This is a genomic window from Bacteroides sp. RCH18, from assembly GCF_058231005.1.
The window spans coordinates 2,119,520-2,135,323 of the sequence record NZ_JBIPTC010000001.1 but is presented as its reverse complement, the minus strand read 5'-3'; the positions used below and the strand labels follow the sequence as shown (position 1 = coordinate 2,135,323).

The following is a 15,804-nucleotide window of genomic DNA, read 5'->3' as shown; positions in this document are numbered from 1 at the left end:
ATATACATGTTCATAGTGACGTCATTTTAAAAGATTCTGTTCATCAGATTTGTTCCTGTTAAAAAAAGACAGGGGAGAAGTGAGGCGTGAAGTATAATTATAGTATCTTTGCACCTGCAAGGTTCGTATTTGGAGTTGTCTAACCTTCCAAAACGATGAAAAGGGAATCCGGTGTAAATCCGGGACAGTACCTGCTGCTGTAAGTCCTCTCTTTCGGGAGATGAGTTTATCACATTCTTTGCCACTGGTGACATCACTGGGAAGGCGTGATAAATGGGGACGAGTCAGAAGACCTGCCTTGACGCTGCAGATTTATACCCGCGGGTTTTCGGGTAGAAATCAACTGGTATAGTTCATTCCTATATTCAATTGATTCCTCATTCAACCGGTCGGTACAAATGCTATGTTTGATATTTGTCGCAAATCTTGATTTGCCGGCAGATGTCTGAAGAGTGATGCGACAAGTTAGTTAATAACCTTTTCTCACTTTTAATTATGAAACGAATTTTACTTTCTGTTTTATTTATTGTCTTCTGTCTGACGGCTTTTGTCGGTTGTATGAAATGGGATTATGGCAAGATGGAGCCTTTCAGGGCTACAGGAGATGGACTTTTCATTATGAATGAGGGGAATTTTCAATACGGTAATGCTACCTTATCTTATTATGATCCGGAAACGAAAAAGGTGGAGAATGAGATCTTTTACCGGGCTAATGCGATGAAGCTGGGTGATGTAGCACAATCAATGATTGTCCGGGACACTATTGGATGGGTGGTAGTGAATAATTCTCACGTAGTCTTCGCTATTAGCACCAATACATTTAAAGAGGTGGGACGCATAACGGGACTTACTTCTCCACGCTATATTCATTTTGTTTCGGATGAGAAAGCCTATATTACACAAATATGGGACTATCGTATTTTTATTGTCAATCCCAAAACTTATCAGATAACCGGATATATCGAATGTCCGGATATGACGATGGAAACAGGCTCGACAGAGCAAATGGTGCAGTATGGCAAGTATGTGTATGTGAATTGCTGGTCTTATCAGAATCGTATATTAAAGATAGATACTACAACGGACAAGGTGGTAGATCAGCTTACTGTAGGTATACAACCTACTTCTCTAGTGATGGATAAGAACTTCAAGATGTGGACGATTACTGATGGAGGGTATAAAGGAAGTCCATACGGATATGAGGAGCCGTCGCTTTATCGCATTGATGCCGAGACATTTAAAATAGAGAAACAATTTAAGTTTCAGTTGGGAGATGCTCCTTCGGAAGTACAGCTTAATGGTGCGGGTGATGAGCTTTACTGGATTAACAAAGATATCTGGCGTATGTCTGTCGATGAAGAACGTGTTCCCGTACGTCCTTTTCTCAAGTACCGTGATACGAAATATTATGGTCTGGCGGTTAGTCCGAAAAACGGAGATGTCTATGTGGCTGACGCCATTGATTATCAACAGCAGGGGATGATTTATCGCTATACGGAGGATGGGGAACTTGTGGATGAGTTTTATGTTGGAATTATTCCTGGAGCATTTTGTTGGAAGTAATCGGTAGAGAAGAATATGAGAAGAAATATATTATTAGTGCAGTTTGTAGGAGTTCTTTTATTACTTCCATCCATAATGAGTGGACAACAACACAACGACAATAAGAATTGGGCGGAAAAGGGAGTTGTCATTCGTGAAGTGGAAATTTTGGGAAAGCGCCCGATGAAAGATATAGGTGTGCAACAGACCAAATTTGATTCACTTGTGCTTAAGGAAAATATAGCCTTGTCAATGGCGGATATACTCACTTTCAATTCTTCTATTTTTGTAAAAAGCTACGGACGTGCCACGCTTTCTACTGTATCATTTCGGGGAACGTCCGCTTCACATACACAGGTAACATGGAACGGTATGCGTATCAACAATCCGATGTTGGGGATGACTGACTTTTCGATGATTCCATCTTATTTTATAGATGACGCTTCTTTGCTGCATGGCACTTCGTCGGTGAATATGGCTGGTGGTGGTTTGGGAGGATTGGTAAAATTATCTACAGTGCCTGCTCATCAAGAAGGCTTCGGAATGCAATATGTTCAAGGTATCGGTTCATTTAGTACCTTCGATGAGTTTCTGCAATTGAAGTATGGAGATAAACATTGGCAGGTCTCGACGCGGGCGGTCTATCAGTCGTCGCCCAATGATTATAAATATCGTAATCATGATAAGAAAGAGAATATTTATGATGATGAATATAATATAATCGAACAGTATTATCCCATAGAACGTAATCGTAGTGGCGCATACAAAGATCTGCACGTTTTACAGGAGGTATATTACAATACGGGTAAAGGTGATCGCTTCGGACTGAATGCGTGGTATACTGATTCTAACCGTGAACTGGCATTACTGACGACCGATCAGGGTGATCTTATGGATTTCGAGAACCGACAACGGGAACATACACTGCGAAGTGTTTTATCATGGGATCATACGCGTGAAAACTGGAAAGTATCGGCAAGGGGAGGTTATGTGCATACATGGTTGGCATACGACTATAAGCGGGATTTGGGAAATGGTATAATGGCTACAATGACGCGTTCGCGTAGTAAAGTCAATACTTTCTACGGGCAGTTGGATGGAGAGTATTTTTTCTCAGATAAACTCCTTTTGACAGCGGGTGTGTCGGCTCATCAGCATTTGGTGAATAGTTTGGATAAAGATCTGAATAGAGATGATAATAAGAACGATAAGTATGGTCAGGGAAGGAAGAATGATTCTATTGTTTATTTTGATAAAGGGCGTGTTGAGTTGTCGGGCAATGTCTCATTAAAATGGCAACCGGTCAATCGGTTGGGTATGTCATTGGTTCTGCGGGGAGAAATGTTCGGGACTAAATGGGCACCGATTATTCCTGCCTTTTTTGTAGATTATGTTCTTTCTAAAAGAGGCAATATAATGGCAAAGGCTTCTATTACCCGTAATTATCGTTTTCCGACATTGAATGACCTTTATTTTTTGCCGGGTGGCAATCCGGCATTGAATAATGAAAGTGGATTTACTTATGAAACGGGGCTGTCGTTTTCTGTGGGTAAGGATAATGTTTATACATTATCCGGCTCGGCTTCTTGGTTTGATCAACATATAAACGACTGGATTATTTGGCTACCTACGTCGAAGGGATTTTATTCACCCGTTAATCTTAAAAAAGTACACGCCTATGGCGTGGAAGTACAGGCTGATTATGCAGTTGCGATTGATAAAGCATGGAAGCTTGGATTAAATGGAACATTTGCGTGGACTCCTTCTATTAATGAAGGTGAGCCTACGAGCAAGGCTGACCAGTCAGTAGGGAAGCAGTTGCCATACATACCCGAATATTCAGCTACATTATCAGGCAGGCTGACATATCGCAGTTGGGGGCTTCTTTATAAATGGTGTTACTATAGCGAACGTTATACAATGACGAGTAATGCTGTATCCTATACGGGACATCTTCCACCCTATCTTATGAGCAACGTGACCCTTGAAAAAGGATTCTCACTCCGTTGGGCGGATTTATCCTTAAAAGGGACAGTCAATAATCTCTTTGACGAAGAGTATCTTTCAGTATTATCTCGTCCGATGCCGGGAATTAACTTCGAGTTCTTTATCGGTATAACTCCCAAGTGGGGCAAGAAGAAAAAATAGGCGGGTGACAGCCGGACTCCCGTGCCATGTAGATGTATTATTGGCAGAGTATATATGAAAAAGGATGCTTTCCGATTGTTTCTTTTAAATATAACTTTTGTATAATGGTGCATCTTTTGGAAAAAAGTCGTATGTTTGCTATCAAACCATAAAACAAAATGTACTATGAGCGGTAATTATGTTATCAATATCGGTCGCCAGTTAGGTAGCGGCGGAAAAGAAATAGGAGAGAAGTTGGCAGCCCGTTTGGGAATCGACTTTTATGATAAGGAACTGATCAACCTGGCTTCCGAAGAGAGCGGCTTATGTAAGGAGTTCTTCGAAAAAGCAGATGAAAAGGCCTCGCAAGGCATTATCGGCGGACTGTTCGGTATGCGTTTTCCTTTCATCAGTGAAGGGGCAATGCCATGTACCAACTGTCTGAGCAATGATGCTTTATTTAAGGTGCAGAGTGATGTCATCCGTCGTCTGGCGGCAGAAAAATCCTGTGTGTTCGTCGGGCGTTGTGCCGACTATATTTTACGGGAACATCCCCGTTGTGCAAATGTCTTTATCTCGGCTACTAAAGAAGATCGTATCGCACGGTTGTGTCAGATGCATCGTATTGATGAGGAAGCTGCGGAAGAGATGATAGAAAAAGCGGATAAGAGACGTTCGGAGTATTATAATTACTACAGTTATAAAACATGGGGAGCAGCGGCTACTTATCATTTGTGTGTTGATTCCTCTTCTTTGGGAATTGAGGAGACGGTGCGATTTGTGGAAGAGTTTGTGGCTAAAAAGCTACAGATTGGAATGTAATTGAAGAAGAAAACAAAATCCCGATAATAATAAAGCCGGCCTAATTCAGAAAGAATTTAGCCGGCTTTATTTATTTAATTAAGTTCGCTTTACATCATCGCCAGTAATATCATCTGTCCCGTCAGGATACGAAGGAACATAGATAACGGATAAACTGTAGAATATCCTACTGCCGGAGCATCACTGGATGTCACCTGATTGGCATAAGCCAGTGCGGGAGGGTCCGTATTACTACCGGCTATCAATCCCATCAGAGTGAAGTAGTTTACCTTATAATATAGTCTTGCAATTGCACCGATGATAAGCAACGGGATGACAGTGATCAGGAAACCACAGCCTACATACAGTAAGCCGTCGCCTTCTACAACTGTTTGTACGAAGTTGGCACCCGCATCTATACCTACACTGGCAAGGAATAGCACAATACCGATTTCGCGCAGCATCAGGTTGGCACTCATTGTGGTGTAAGTCACCAAATGAAGTTTGTGTCCGAAACGTCCGATCAGGATAGCTACCACCAACGGACCACCGGCCAAACCTAATTTCAAAGGAGTCGGCATACCGGGGAATGCAATCGGAAGACTTCCTAAAAGAATACCTAAGAAGATACCTACGAAGATAGTAACGATATTCGGTGTGTCCAGACGTTTCAGTTGGTTACCCAAAACACCAGCTACACGCTCTACCGCATCTTGCTGACCTACTACCATTACGCGGTCACCTACCTGCAATATCAGGTTCGGATCAGCGAACAGGTCCATACCGGAACGGTTGACACGGGTCACGTTGACACCATACATACTACGGAAGTGCATGGAACCGAGCGTTTTTCCGTTAATTTCCGGTTTAGTAACCAGAATACGGCGGGAAACCATCGGAAGATCCTGCTTCTCCCAGTCCAGTTCGACTTCTTTTCCGATAAATACGGTGATGGCGGGAGCATCTTCTTCCGAACAGACAATAAACAATTGGTCGCCCATATTGAATATCGTTTCGTGGTTCGGAATACTTACGTGTCCTTCGTGACGAATACGGGAGCAAACAAAGTTGCGTCCCAGAAATTCTTTGATTTCAATCAGTGTTTTTCCGCTGATAGACTCATTGCGTACCTCAAGGCTCATCATGTGCGGCTTGTGGTGCGCGTCTCCGCTCTGAGTTTTCAGGCTCTCTTCCTCTTTGGTCATATTGACGCGGAAGATGTAACGGATAGCGATGATAGAACCGATGATACCTACCACACCCAGCGGATACGCACAGGCATAACCCAGTGCAATCTGCGGTCCGTTGTAGCTCAACTGGTTCAGGGCCTCATTGGCGGCACCAAGTCCCGGAGTGTTCGTCACAGCTCCGTAGAGGATACCTACCATCATCGGCAGTTCCACACGACCGTTCCAGAGGTAATAAAGCCCCAATGCAACAGCAATATTTAACACTACGATGCCTACAGCCAACAGGTTCAATGTCATTCCCCCCTTTTTGAAAGAAGAGAAGAACGATGGCCCCACCTGAAGACCGATACAGAATACGAACAAGATCAATCCGAATTCTCGGATGAAATGTAGGATGTGTGTATCGGCTGTGAAGCCGAAATGTCCCATTAGGATGCCGGCAAACAAAACAAAAGTGACTCCCAAAGATACTCCGAATATCTTTATTTTACCGAGATACACACCGGCTGCCACTACAAAAGCGTAGAGGAATACAATGTGCGCTACGGAGCTAGGGTCCCACAATAAACTTTGTAACCAATCCATAAATATTAGTAGTTTTTATAATGTTCTTTTAAAAACGGGTGCAAAATTACTCATTACATCGGAGCTAATCAAATAAAAGGAGAACTAAAAATGAAGAATGAGGAATTTGCTTCGTTTAGCTTTAAGTTGCATGGAGATTCTTCATTCTATAGTTTATCATTCTTCATTTTCTCTCTGTAACCTGTAGTGCGAATTTTTTCTAAAAAGAGGAATCGTTCGAACTTATTAATTATATTTGCAAGTCGAACGACTGACATTTAGAAAGAGACAAATAAAAATAAAGACAATATTAATTCTTGTTTTAATTTTAAATAAACTATGGCAGACAAAAAAGAAAAACTCTTCTCAGACTTTTCTCCTGTCTCCACCGAACAATGGATGGAGAAGGTTACAGCCGACTTGAAAGGTGCTGATTTTGAGAAGAAGCTCGTTTGGAAGACAAACGAAGGGTTCAAAGTGAAACCTTTCTACCGGATGGAAGATCTGGAGGGTTTGAAAACAACAGATGCACTTCCCGGAGAATTTCCCTATCTGAGAGGCACCAAGAAGAGCAATAATGAGTGGCTGGTTCGCCAGGAAATCAGAGTTGAATGTCCGAAGGAAGCCAATGCCAAAGCACTGGATATTCTGAACAAAGGTGTAGATTCACTTTCTTTCCACGTAAAAGCGAAAGAACTTAATGCTGAATACATTGAAACATTGTTGAATGATATTCAGGCTGAATGTGTAGAACTGAACTTCTCTACTTGTCAGGGACATGTAGTTGAATTGGCCGGTCTGCTGGTAGCTTATTTCCAGAAGAAGGATTATGACGTGAAGAAACTGAGAGGTTCTGTCAATTATGACTTCTTTAACAAGATGCTGACTCGCGGTAAAGAAAAAGGCGATATGGTTCAAACTGCCAAAGCCTTGATCGAAGCTATCCAACCGCTTCCTTTCTATCGAGTACTGAATGTAAATGCAATCTCGCTGAATAATGCCGGAGCTTACATTTCTCAGGAACTGGGTTATGCATTGGCATGGGGTAATGAATACATGAACCAGCTGACAGACGCAGGTATCCCTGCTGCTACAGTAGCCAAGAAAATTAAGTTCAACTTCGGTATCAGTTCCAACTACTTCCTTGAAATCGCAAAATTCCGTGCAGCACGTATGCTGTGGGCAAACATTGTAGCTTCTTACCATCCTGAATGTCTGCGTGATTGCGACAATAAGGGTGCTAATGGAGAATGTCGTTGTGCTGCGAAGATGGCGGTTCATGCCGAAACTTCCACTTTCAATCTTACTTTGTTTGATGCTCATGTGAACTTGCTTCGTACACAGACTGAAGCGATGAGTGCTGCATTGGCAGGTGTGGATTCAATGACAGTCGTTCCGTTCGATAAGACCTATTCGACTCCGGATGAATTTTCTGAACGCCTTGCACGTAACCAGCAGTTGTTACTGAAAGAAGAATCTCATTTTGATAAAGTGATTGACCCGGCTGCCGGTTCTTATTATATCGAGAACCTGACAGTGTCTATCGCTAAACAAGCGTGGGAACTCTTCCTTGCCGTAGAAGAGGCAGGCGGTTTCTATGCTGCATTGAAAGCCGGTACAGTTCAGGCAGCAGTGAACGAAAGCAACAAGGCCCGGCATAAGGCAGTTGCTCAACGTCGCGAAGTGCTGCTGGGTACCAACCAGTTCCCGAACTTCAATGAAAAAGCAGGCGAGAAACAGCCGATAGAAGCTAAATGCTGCTGCGGAGGTGATGCTCATACTTGCGAGAAAGATGTGGATACTTTGGTATTCGACCGTGCTGCCAGCGAATTTGAGGCATTACGCCTTGAAACGGAGGCTTCCGGCAAACGACCGAAAGCGTTCATGCTGACTATCGGTAATCTGGCTATGCGTCAGGCACGTGCGCAATACTCTTGCAACTTCCTCGCTTGTGCCGGATATGAAGTTATTGACAACCTCGGATTCGAAACGGTGGAAGCCGGAGTAGAAGCTGCTATGGCTGCTAAAGCTGACATTGTAGTCCTCTGTTCAAGCGATGACGAATATGCGGAATATGCGGTTCCGGCATACCATGCATTGAACGGCCGTGCTATGTTTATCGTAGCAGGTGCTCCTGCCTGTATGGATGAACTGAAGGCAGCAGGTATCGAGAACTTCATCCACGTGCGTGTCAACGTATTGGATACCTTGAAAGAGTTTAACGCCAAACTATTGAAGTAAGATGAGAAAAGATTTTAAAAACTTAGATATATATGCTGCATTTCAGCCCGCTAACGGTGCTGAATGGCAAAAGGCTAACGGTATTTCCGCTGACTGGAATACACCGGAACACATTGACGTGAAGCCTGTTTATACAAAAGAGGACCTTGAAGGAATGGAACACCTCGGCTATGCTGCCGGACTTCCTCCTTATCTGCGTGGTCCGTATTCAGTGATGTACACTCTTCGCCCCTGGACCATCCGTCAGTACGCCGGATTCTCTACTGCCGAAGAATCAAATGCTTTCTATCACCGTAACCTGGCTTCCGGTCAGAAAGGTTTGTCCGTAGCATTTGACTTGGCTACTCACCGCGGTTATGACCCCGATCACGAACGTGTGGTAGGTGACGTAGGTAAGGCTGGTGTATCTATCTGCTCGCTCGAAAACATGAAAGTTTTGTTCGACGGTATTCCTTTGAACAAGATGTCCGTGTCTATGACGATGAACGGTGCGGTACTTCCGATTATGGCATTCTATATCAATGCAGGTCTGGAACAGGGTGCTAAACTCGAAGAAATGGCCGGTACTATCCAGAATGATATTCTGAAAGAGTTCATGGTGCGTAATACCTATATCTATCCGCCTGCATTCTCTATGAAGATTATTTCCGATATTTTCGAATATACTTCGCAGAAGATGCCTAAGTTCAACTCCATCTCTATCTCCGGTTACCACATGCAGGAAGCAGGTGCGACGGCAGATATCGAGCTGGCTTATACATTGGCCGACGGTCTGGAATATCTGCGTGCCGGAACAGCGGCAGGTATCGATATCGATGCGTTCGCTCCCCGTCTGTCTTTCTTCTGGGCGATTGGTACCAATCACTTCATGGAAATCGCGAAGATGCGCGCTGCCCGTATGTTGTGGGCTAAGATTGTAAAACAATTCAATCCGAAGAATCCGAAATCACTGGCATTGCGTACACACTCTCAGACTTCCGGCTGGTCGCTGACAGAACAAGACCCGTTCAATAACGTAGGACGTACTTGTATCGAAGCTATGGCTGCCGCATTGGGACATACACAGTCTTTGCATACTAATGCGCTGGATGAGGCTATTGCCCTTCCGACAGACTTCTCCGCACGTATTGCCCGTAATACTCAGATTTATATTCAGGAAGAAACTTACGTTTGTAAGAACGTTGACCCATGGGGCGGTTCTTACTACGTAGAAGCTCTGACCAACGAACTGGCTCACAAGGCTTGGGAACGTATCGAAGAAGTTGAAAAACTGGGTGGTATGGCGAAAGCTATCGAGACGGGTATTCCTAAGATGCGTATCGAAGAAGCTGCTGCACGTACGCAGGCCCGTATCGACAGTGGTTCTCAGACTATTGTCGGTGTGAACAAATATCGTCTGGAAAAAGAAGCTCCGATTGATATCCTTGAGATTGATAACACGGCCGTTCGTCTTGAACAGATCGAGAACCTGAAACGTTTGAAAGAAGGACGTAACCAGGCAGAAGTGGACAAAGCACTGGCAGCCATCACCGAATGCGTAGAGACCGGTAAGGGTAACTTGCTGGAACTGGCTGTAGAAGCTGCTCGTGTTCGTGCAACGCTGGGTGAAATCTCCTATGCTTGCGAAAAGATTGTAGGACGTTATAAAGCAATAATTAGAACAATATCAGGCGTGTATTCATCAGAAAGTAAAAACGATGGCGACTTCAAGCGTGCATGTGAACTGGCTGAGAAGTTTGCTAAGAAAGAGGGACGTCAACCTCGTATTATGGTTGCGAAGATGGGACAGGACGGTCACGACCGTGGTGCCAAAGTGGTAGCAACCGGTTATGCAGACTGTGGCTTCGACGTGGACATGGGACCGTTGTTCCAGACTCCGGCGGAAGCTGCCCGCGAAGCTGTAGAAAACGACGTTCACGTAGTAGGTGTTTCTTCATTGGCTGCCGGACACAAGACATTGATTCCGCAGATTATGGAAGAACTGAAAAAGCTGGGTCGTGAAGATATCGTGGTAATTGCCGGCGGTGTTATCCCTGCACAGGATTATGACTTCCTGTATAAGGCAGGTGTAGCTGCTATTTTCGGTCCCGGTACTCCGGTAGCGAAGGCTGCTTGCCAGATTCTGGAAATCCTGATGGATGAAGAATAAACACGGAATTTAATCATTTTTTCTATTTTTTTTATCCCGCCTTATAGCTCCATTCGGGCTGAAGGCGGGATGTTTTTTTCATCTTTATGCGGTCAGTGAGAAATAATCATGTAACTTTGTAGACTGTTAGTATAAAAACAAGAAGAGAAAAAATGATAGTTTGCATAGCCGAAAAGCCGTCTGTAGCACGTGATATAGCCGAAGTACTCGGTGCTCATACAAGAAAAGAAGGGTATATAGAAGGAAACGGATACCAGGTAACCTGGACATTCGGTCATCTTTGTACCTTGAAAGAGCCGCATGAATACACCCCTAACTGGAAATCATGGAACTTGGGTAGCTTACCGATGATTCCTCCACGTTTCGGCATCAAGCTGATAGAGAACCCTACTTACGAAAAACAGTTTCACATCATTGAGGGATTGATGCAGAATGCGGATGAAATCATCAACTGCGGTGATGCCGGCCAGGAAGGAGAATTGATCCAGCGTTGGGTGATGCAGAAAGCAGGTGCCCGCTGTCCGGTGAAACGTCTTTGGATTTCTTCGCTGACAGAAGAGGCGATCCGCGAAGGATTTGCGAAGTTGAAAGACCAGTCGGATTTTCAATCTTTGTATGAAGCGGGACTTTCCCGTGCAATGGGGGACTGGTTGCTGGGGATGAATGCCACCCGTCTTTATACCATCAAATACGGTCAGAACAAACAAGTGCTTTCCATCGGTCGTGTGCAGACTCCTACGCTGGCATTGATTGTCAACCGCCAACTGGAGATCGCCAACTTCCAGCCGAAACAATACTGGGAACTGAAAACGAATTATCGTGATACCACCTTTTCTGCTCTGATCCGTAAAAGCGATGAAGAAATAGCTGCGGAAGAAGAAAAGAGTGGCGGAAAGAAGAAGATAGACAATCCCGGCATCGACCCTATCGCCAACCGGGAGGAGGGAGAAGCGCTGGTGGAACGCATAAAAGACCTTCCGTTCATTGTCACCAATGTCGGCAAGAAGGATGGAAAGGAATATGCTCCGCGTCTGTTCGACCTGACTTCCCTTCAGGTAGAGTGTAATAAGAAGTTTGCCTATTCTGCCGATGAAACGCTGAAGCTGATTCAGTCGCTTTATGAAAAGAAAGTGGCTACTTATCCGCGCGTCGATACCACTTTCCTGAGTGACGATATTTATCCGAAGTGTCCCGGAATATTGAAAGGTCTTCGGGACTACGAGGTGCTGACTGCTCCTTTGGCGGGTGCTTCATTGCCTAAATCGAAAAAGGTGTTTGATAATTCGAAGGTGACAGATCACCATGCCATTATCCCTACAGGCGTTTATGCACAGAATCTGACGGATATGGAACGTCGTGTCTATGACCTGATAGCCCGTCGTTTTATAGCGGTGTTCTATCCCGATTGTAAGATTTCTACCACTACCGTGATGGGCGAAGTGGACAAGATAGAATTTAAAGTAACCGGCAAACAGATTCTGGAGCCGGGATGGCGCGTCGTTTTTGCCAAAGATGTGAAAGATACTTCCGAAGAAAAAGAGGAAGAGGATGAAAATGTACTTCCTGCCTTTGTCAAGGGGGAGAGTGGTCCTCATGTTCCGGACTTGAATGAGAAGTGGACGCAACCGCCCAGACCTTATACGGAAGCAACATTGCTTCGTGCGATGGAAACAGCCGGAAAGTTGGTGGATAATGACGAACTCCGTGATGCTCTGAAGGAGAATGGTATCGGTCGTCCGTCTACCCGTGCCGCCATTATCGAAACGTTGTTCAAGCGGAACTATATCCGCAAGGAAAGAAAGAACCTGATAGCCACCCCTACGGGAGTGGAACTGGTACAGATTATCCACGAAGAACTGCTGAAATCTGCGGAACTGACCGGTATATGGGAAAAGAAACTACGTGAGATTGAAAAGAAGACTTACGATGCCCGTCAATTCCTCGAAGAACTGAAGCAAATGGTATCTGAAATCGTGATGAGCGTACTTTCAGATAATACGAACCGACGTATCACTATTCAGGAGGCAGTTGCCCAAACGGAAGAAAAGGCAAAGAAAGAACCTAAGAAGCGTGAGCGTAAAGCAAGTGCTCCCAAAGAAAAGAAGGCGAAAGCAGAACCGAAAGTTCCTGCATCTGCTCCGTCTCCTGCTTCGACTCCTGCTGCTCCTGCCTCTGCTCCGGCTACCGGTAATGCAGATACTTTTGTCGGACAACCGTGTCCGGTTTGTGGCAAGGGAACCATCATTAAAGGGAAGACAGCTTACGGATGTTCGGAATGGAGAAATGGATGTACTTACCGAAAGAATTTCGAATAGTTTGTGGACAGTGTCTCACATAACAGTGATTTCTCTTTTTTCAAAGAAAAAGAGTCCCTTCTTTTCTGTTCGCACCATAAGGAATTAGATAGCCGTTTTGCTATCACGCTCTCACTATCCACTTGTATCCCTTTATTCATCGATGTTTTAGGGATGGTAGCAAGCGTGGTGGCAAGTATGAGAGCAAACGGTTGCTCTCACTCTGTCTCGTCTTGATTAGTATCGTTTTTGTAATGTTATCTTTTGATTTACAGGATGCTAATATCTGATGTGTCAACTATTAACGTTTGATTTCTCAACCATTAATAACTGAGAAATCAGGTATTAAAGACTGAGAAATCATGTATTATTGACCAATAATTGATTTTATGCTTCCTAAGAGAACAGCTCAATCGGAATAACTGATATGGTTAATGTGATTGAAACGTGCAGTCAAGTCAATCAAATCAACAGTACATTCAGATAGTTTCAGACGCTTGAAACTTTTGGTTTCAACTTTTGAAACCAATGGTTTCAAGGCATGAAACTATTAGTTCCAAGGCGTGAAACTAAAAGTTTCAAAGGTCGAAACTGGTGATTGATCTATGTAAACCAGTATTATGATAACGGGATTTTACCGTATAGGTATATGCATCCGGGGTGGTCCGATTGTCGGGCCAGATGGACCGCCTATACCTCTGTTTTTATCAAAAACGGCATTGCGGAGAATTTCATATATAATACCGCCCACATCCAAACCCAGTGTGAACTTATCGAAATGGTAGTAAGGAATCATAACGGGAACCGTTTCCCAACGTCCGCTCATCGCGTCATAGTATCGCTGTACTCCCATTTCCATCCCAAAGCGGTCGGACATATCGACGGACATCGTAGCTCCGTAGCTATGGGTACTCATCCCGTAAGAATTTCCGATGTCGTATGACCCGAAGACCTTGAAGGTGACACGGTCGGAAGGATGATAAAGGAAGGCGCCCGAAGTGCTGAAAGCCTGTCCGGTGATATGTGACATGTTGATTTTCAGTGCATTGGCACGGACTTGTAACTCGAATTGCTCATTGAAAATGTGCTGATAACCTAGTGAAGCACTGTTGAAACGACCGATGCCTGCCATACTTGTCTGACTTCCGGAACCGAACAGTGCTCCATGATCGAATTGATGCAATACCCCGCCTGTACTGTAATCACCTCGGAAGAGTAGGGAAGGATTGGTCTGATAAGGCAGGGAAATATCCCTTTTGAGTGAAAAGCGGGGTATATGCTCCAACTGTCCGGGTGAATATAAAGAATATGTAGTGCTCTTTTCTGGAAACAAGTTAATGTTGGCCTGTTTAAGTACCTCGTCCGGCGTTATGGATGCACCGTTACGAAGTATGTGCGTGCTGTCGTTGTTTTCTTGCGCGGAGAGTAACTGCGGAACAAAATGCAGCAAAAGAAAGATTCCCAAACGAATTGGAAGCCGTGATATGCTAACTTTTTGTCTCATACGCATTTGTCCTCCTTAGTTTTTATGATAGGTTATGTACAAAAATAATGAAATCCCATTTGAAAAGCAAATAATGTGTAATGTTTCCTTCCATCCGCAGGCTTTTTTAACTCAAATAAGAGCAGATAAGATTTTTTCTGAATAAATTCCCTTTTTTCCCTTAAATTCTTCTCTCTCTCAGGCAATATTCGTTGTATATTTGTTATTATAGATATAAGAGTATCAACTATTTAATTTGGAAGGAATATGAAGAAAAAACTTACGGGTGTTGCATTGGTGTTAGCTGCCGTCTCTTTGATGGGTATACAGCCGGCGGAAGCATGTACGCGTGCCGTATATCTGGGACCGGACGGAATGGTGGTCACTGGTCGCACGATGGACTGGAAAGAAGACATTATGTCAAATATCTATGTGTTTCCACGTGGAATGCAGCGTGCGGGACACAATAAAGAAAAAACAGTAAACTGGACTTCCAAATATGGAAGCGTAATCGCAACAGGCTATGATATAGGTACTTGTGACGGAATGAATGAAAAAGGGCTGGTGGCAAGCCTGCTTTTCCTGCCGGAATCTGTTTATTCACTTCCCGGAGATACCCGTCCGGCAATGGGAATTAGTATCTGGACTCAATATGTACTTGACAATTTTGCAACGGTGCGTGAAGCGGTTGATGAAATGAAAAAAGAGACTTTCCGCATTGACGCTCCCCGTATGCCGAACGGGGGACCGGAATCTACTTTACACATGGCTATTACCGATGAAACGGGTAACACGGCAGTGATCGAATATCTGGATGGCAAACTGAGTATCCATGAGGGGAAGGAATATCAGGTGATGACCAATTCTCCACGTTATGAATTGCAGTTGGCTGTCAATGATTACTGGAAAGAAGTGGGCGGATTACAGATGTTGCCGGGAACGAACCGTTCGAGCGACCGTTTTGTGCGTGCCTCTTTCTACATTCACGCCATTCCGCAGACTGCCGATGCAAAGATAGCCGTCCCCAGTGTGCTGAGTGTGATGCGCAATGTCTCCGTTCCGTTTGGTATCAATACACCGGAGAAGCCTCACATTTCTTCTACTCGCTGGCGTTCCGTTTCCGATCAGAAGAATAAAGTGTATTACTTTGAGTCTACTTTAACTCCGAACCTGTTTTGGCTGGATTTGAAGAAGATTGATTTTAGTCCGAAGGCTGGGGTGAAGAAGTTGTCCCTGACCAAAGGAGAAATTTACGCAGGAGATGCCGTGAAGGATTTGAAGGATAGTCAATCATTTACCTTCCTTTTCGAAACTCCGGTGATGTAATTGATAGTTAGTTATGTGGTAAGATGTCTTTTTTTGAATAAAAAGGAACGGTAGGCAAAGGATTTATCCGCTTGTCTACCGTTCTTC

9 protein-coding genes and 1 riboswitch are annotated in these 15,804 nt (G+C 44.2%); of the genes, 7 read left to right on the top strand and 2 right to left on the bottom strand.

Annotated features, from left to right (window positions below):
• The first annotated feature begins 102 nt into the window (after window positions 1-102).
• Window positions 103-315: riboswitch (cobalamin riboswitch) on the top strand.
• A 180-nt stretch (window positions 316-495) separates the two neighbouring features.
• The 3 genes from ACHLI0_RS08560 to ACHLI0_RS08550 all read left to right on the top strand — a co-directional run bounded on the left by ACHLI0_RS08560 (window position 496) and on the right by ACHLI0_RS08550 (window position 4,491).
• Window positions 496-1,563 (top strand): YncE family protein, encoded by a 1,068-nt coding sequence (locus ACHLI0_RS08560; protein ID WP_490748905.1) that lies wholly within the window; start codon window positions 496-498, stop codon window positions 1,561-1,563.
• Between the two features lie 75 nt (window positions 1,564-1,638).
• A complete protein-coding gene (locus tag ACHLI0_RS08555; RefSeq protein WP_490749565.1) occupies window positions 1,639-3,690 on the top strand; it encodes a TonB-dependent receptor in 2,052 nt (683 codons plus the stop codon).
• 165 nt (window positions 3,691-3,855) lie between these two features.
• Window positions 3,856-4,491 (top strand): cytidylate kinase-like family protein, encoded by a 636-nt coding sequence (locus ACHLI0_RS08550; protein WP_008766580.1) that lies wholly within the window; start codon window positions 3,856-3,858, stop codon window positions 4,489-4,491.
• An 89-nt stretch (window positions 4,492-4,580) separates the two neighbouring features.
• Here ACHLI0_RS08550 and ACHLI0_RS08545 read toward each other — a convergent pair whose 3' ends face one another.
• Window positions 4,581-6,245, bottom strand: a complete 1,665-nt coding sequence (locus tag ACHLI0_RS08545; protein WP_008766579.1) for a putative transporter — start codon at window positions 6,243-6,245, stop codon at window positions 4,581-4,583.
• A 318-nt stretch (window positions 6,246-6,563) separates the two neighbouring features.
• Between ACHLI0_RS08545 and mutA the strand changes: the two genes are divergently transcribed.
• The 3 genes from mutA to ACHLI0_RS08530 all read left to right on the top strand — a co-directional run bounded on the left by mutA (window position 6,564) and on the right by ACHLI0_RS08530 (window position 12,929).
• Entirely contained in the window at window positions 6,564-8,465 is a 1,902-nt protein-coding gene (mutA, locus tag ACHLI0_RS08540) for a methylmalonyl-CoA mutase small subunit (protein ID WP_055220027.1), read from the top strand.
• 1 nt (window position 8,466) lies between these two features.
• Complete coding sequence (gene scpA / locus ACHLI0_RS08535) at window positions 8,467-10,614, top strand: methylmalonyl-CoA mutase (protein WP_490748903.1); 2,148 nt, start codon at window positions 8,467-8,469, stop codon at window positions 10,612-10,614.
• Between the two features lie 152 nt (window positions 10,615-10,766).
• Window positions 10,767-12,929 carry a DNA topoisomerase 3 gene (locus ACHLI0_RS08530; RefSeq protein ID WP_490748902.1) on the top strand — a complete coding sequence of 721 codons (2,163 nt, stop codon included), beginning with the start codon at window positions 10,767-10,769 and terminating at the stop codon, window positions 12,927-12,929.
• Window positions 12,930-13,542: 613 nt separating this feature from the next.
• On the opposite strand, the gene ACHLI0_RS08525 is transcribed toward ACHLI0_RS08530, so the two are convergent.
• The gene (locus tag ACHLI0_RS08525; RefSeq protein ID WP_490748901.1) at window positions 13,543-14,418 is read right to left on the bottom strand and encodes a hypothetical protein; all 876 of its coding nucleotides are present in this window, start codon (window positions 14,416-14,418) and stop codon (window positions 13,543-13,545) included.
• Window positions 14,419-14,658: 240 nt separating this feature from the next.
• Between ACHLI0_RS08525 and ACHLI0_RS08520 the strand changes: the two genes are divergently transcribed.
• Complete coding sequence (locus tag ACHLI0_RS08520; RefSeq protein ID WP_008766483.1) at window positions 14,659-15,717, top strand: linear amide C-N hydrolase; 1,059 nt, start codon at window positions 14,659-14,661, stop codon at window positions 15,715-15,717.
• Window positions 15,718-15,804 lie beyond the last annotated feature (87 nt).

Bases quoted from the DNA above. Each gene is read 5' to 3' on its own strand.
- ACHLI0_RS08560 (WP_490748905.1), top strand. From the start codon at position 496: ATGAAACGAATTTTACTTTCTGTTTTATTTATTGTCTTCTGTCTGACG.
- ACHLI0_RS08555 (WP_490749565.1), top strand. From the start codon at position 1,639: ATGAGTGGACAACAACACAACGACAATAAGAATTGGGCGGAAAAGGGA.
- ACHLI0_RS08550 (WP_008766580.1), top strand. From the start codon at position 3,856: ATGAGCGGTAATTATGTTATCAATATCGGTCGCCAGTTAGGTAGCGGC.
- ACHLI0_RS08545 (WP_008766579.1), bottom strand. From the start codon at position 6,245: ATGGATTGGTTACAAAGTTTATTGTGGGACCCTAGCTCCGTAGCGCAC.
- mutA (WP_055220027.1), top strand. From the start codon at position 6,564: ATGGCAGACAAAAAAGAAAAACTCTTCTCAGACTTTTCTCCTGTCTCC.
- scpA (WP_490748903.1), top strand. From the start codon at position 8,467: ATGAGAAAAGATTTTAAAAACTTAGATATATATGCTGCATTTCAGCCC.
- ACHLI0_RS08530 (WP_490748902.1), top strand. From the start codon at position 10,767: ATGATAGTTTGCATAGCCGAAAAGCCGTCTGTAGCACGTGATATAGCC.
- ACHLI0_RS08525 (WP_490748901.1), bottom strand. From the start codon at position 14,418: ATGCGTATGAGACAAAAAGTTAGCATATCACGGCTTCCAATTCGTTTG.
- ACHLI0_RS08520 (WP_008766483.1), top strand. From the start codon at position 14,659: ATGAAGAAAAAACTTACGGGTGTTGCATTGGTGTTAGCTGCCGTCTCT.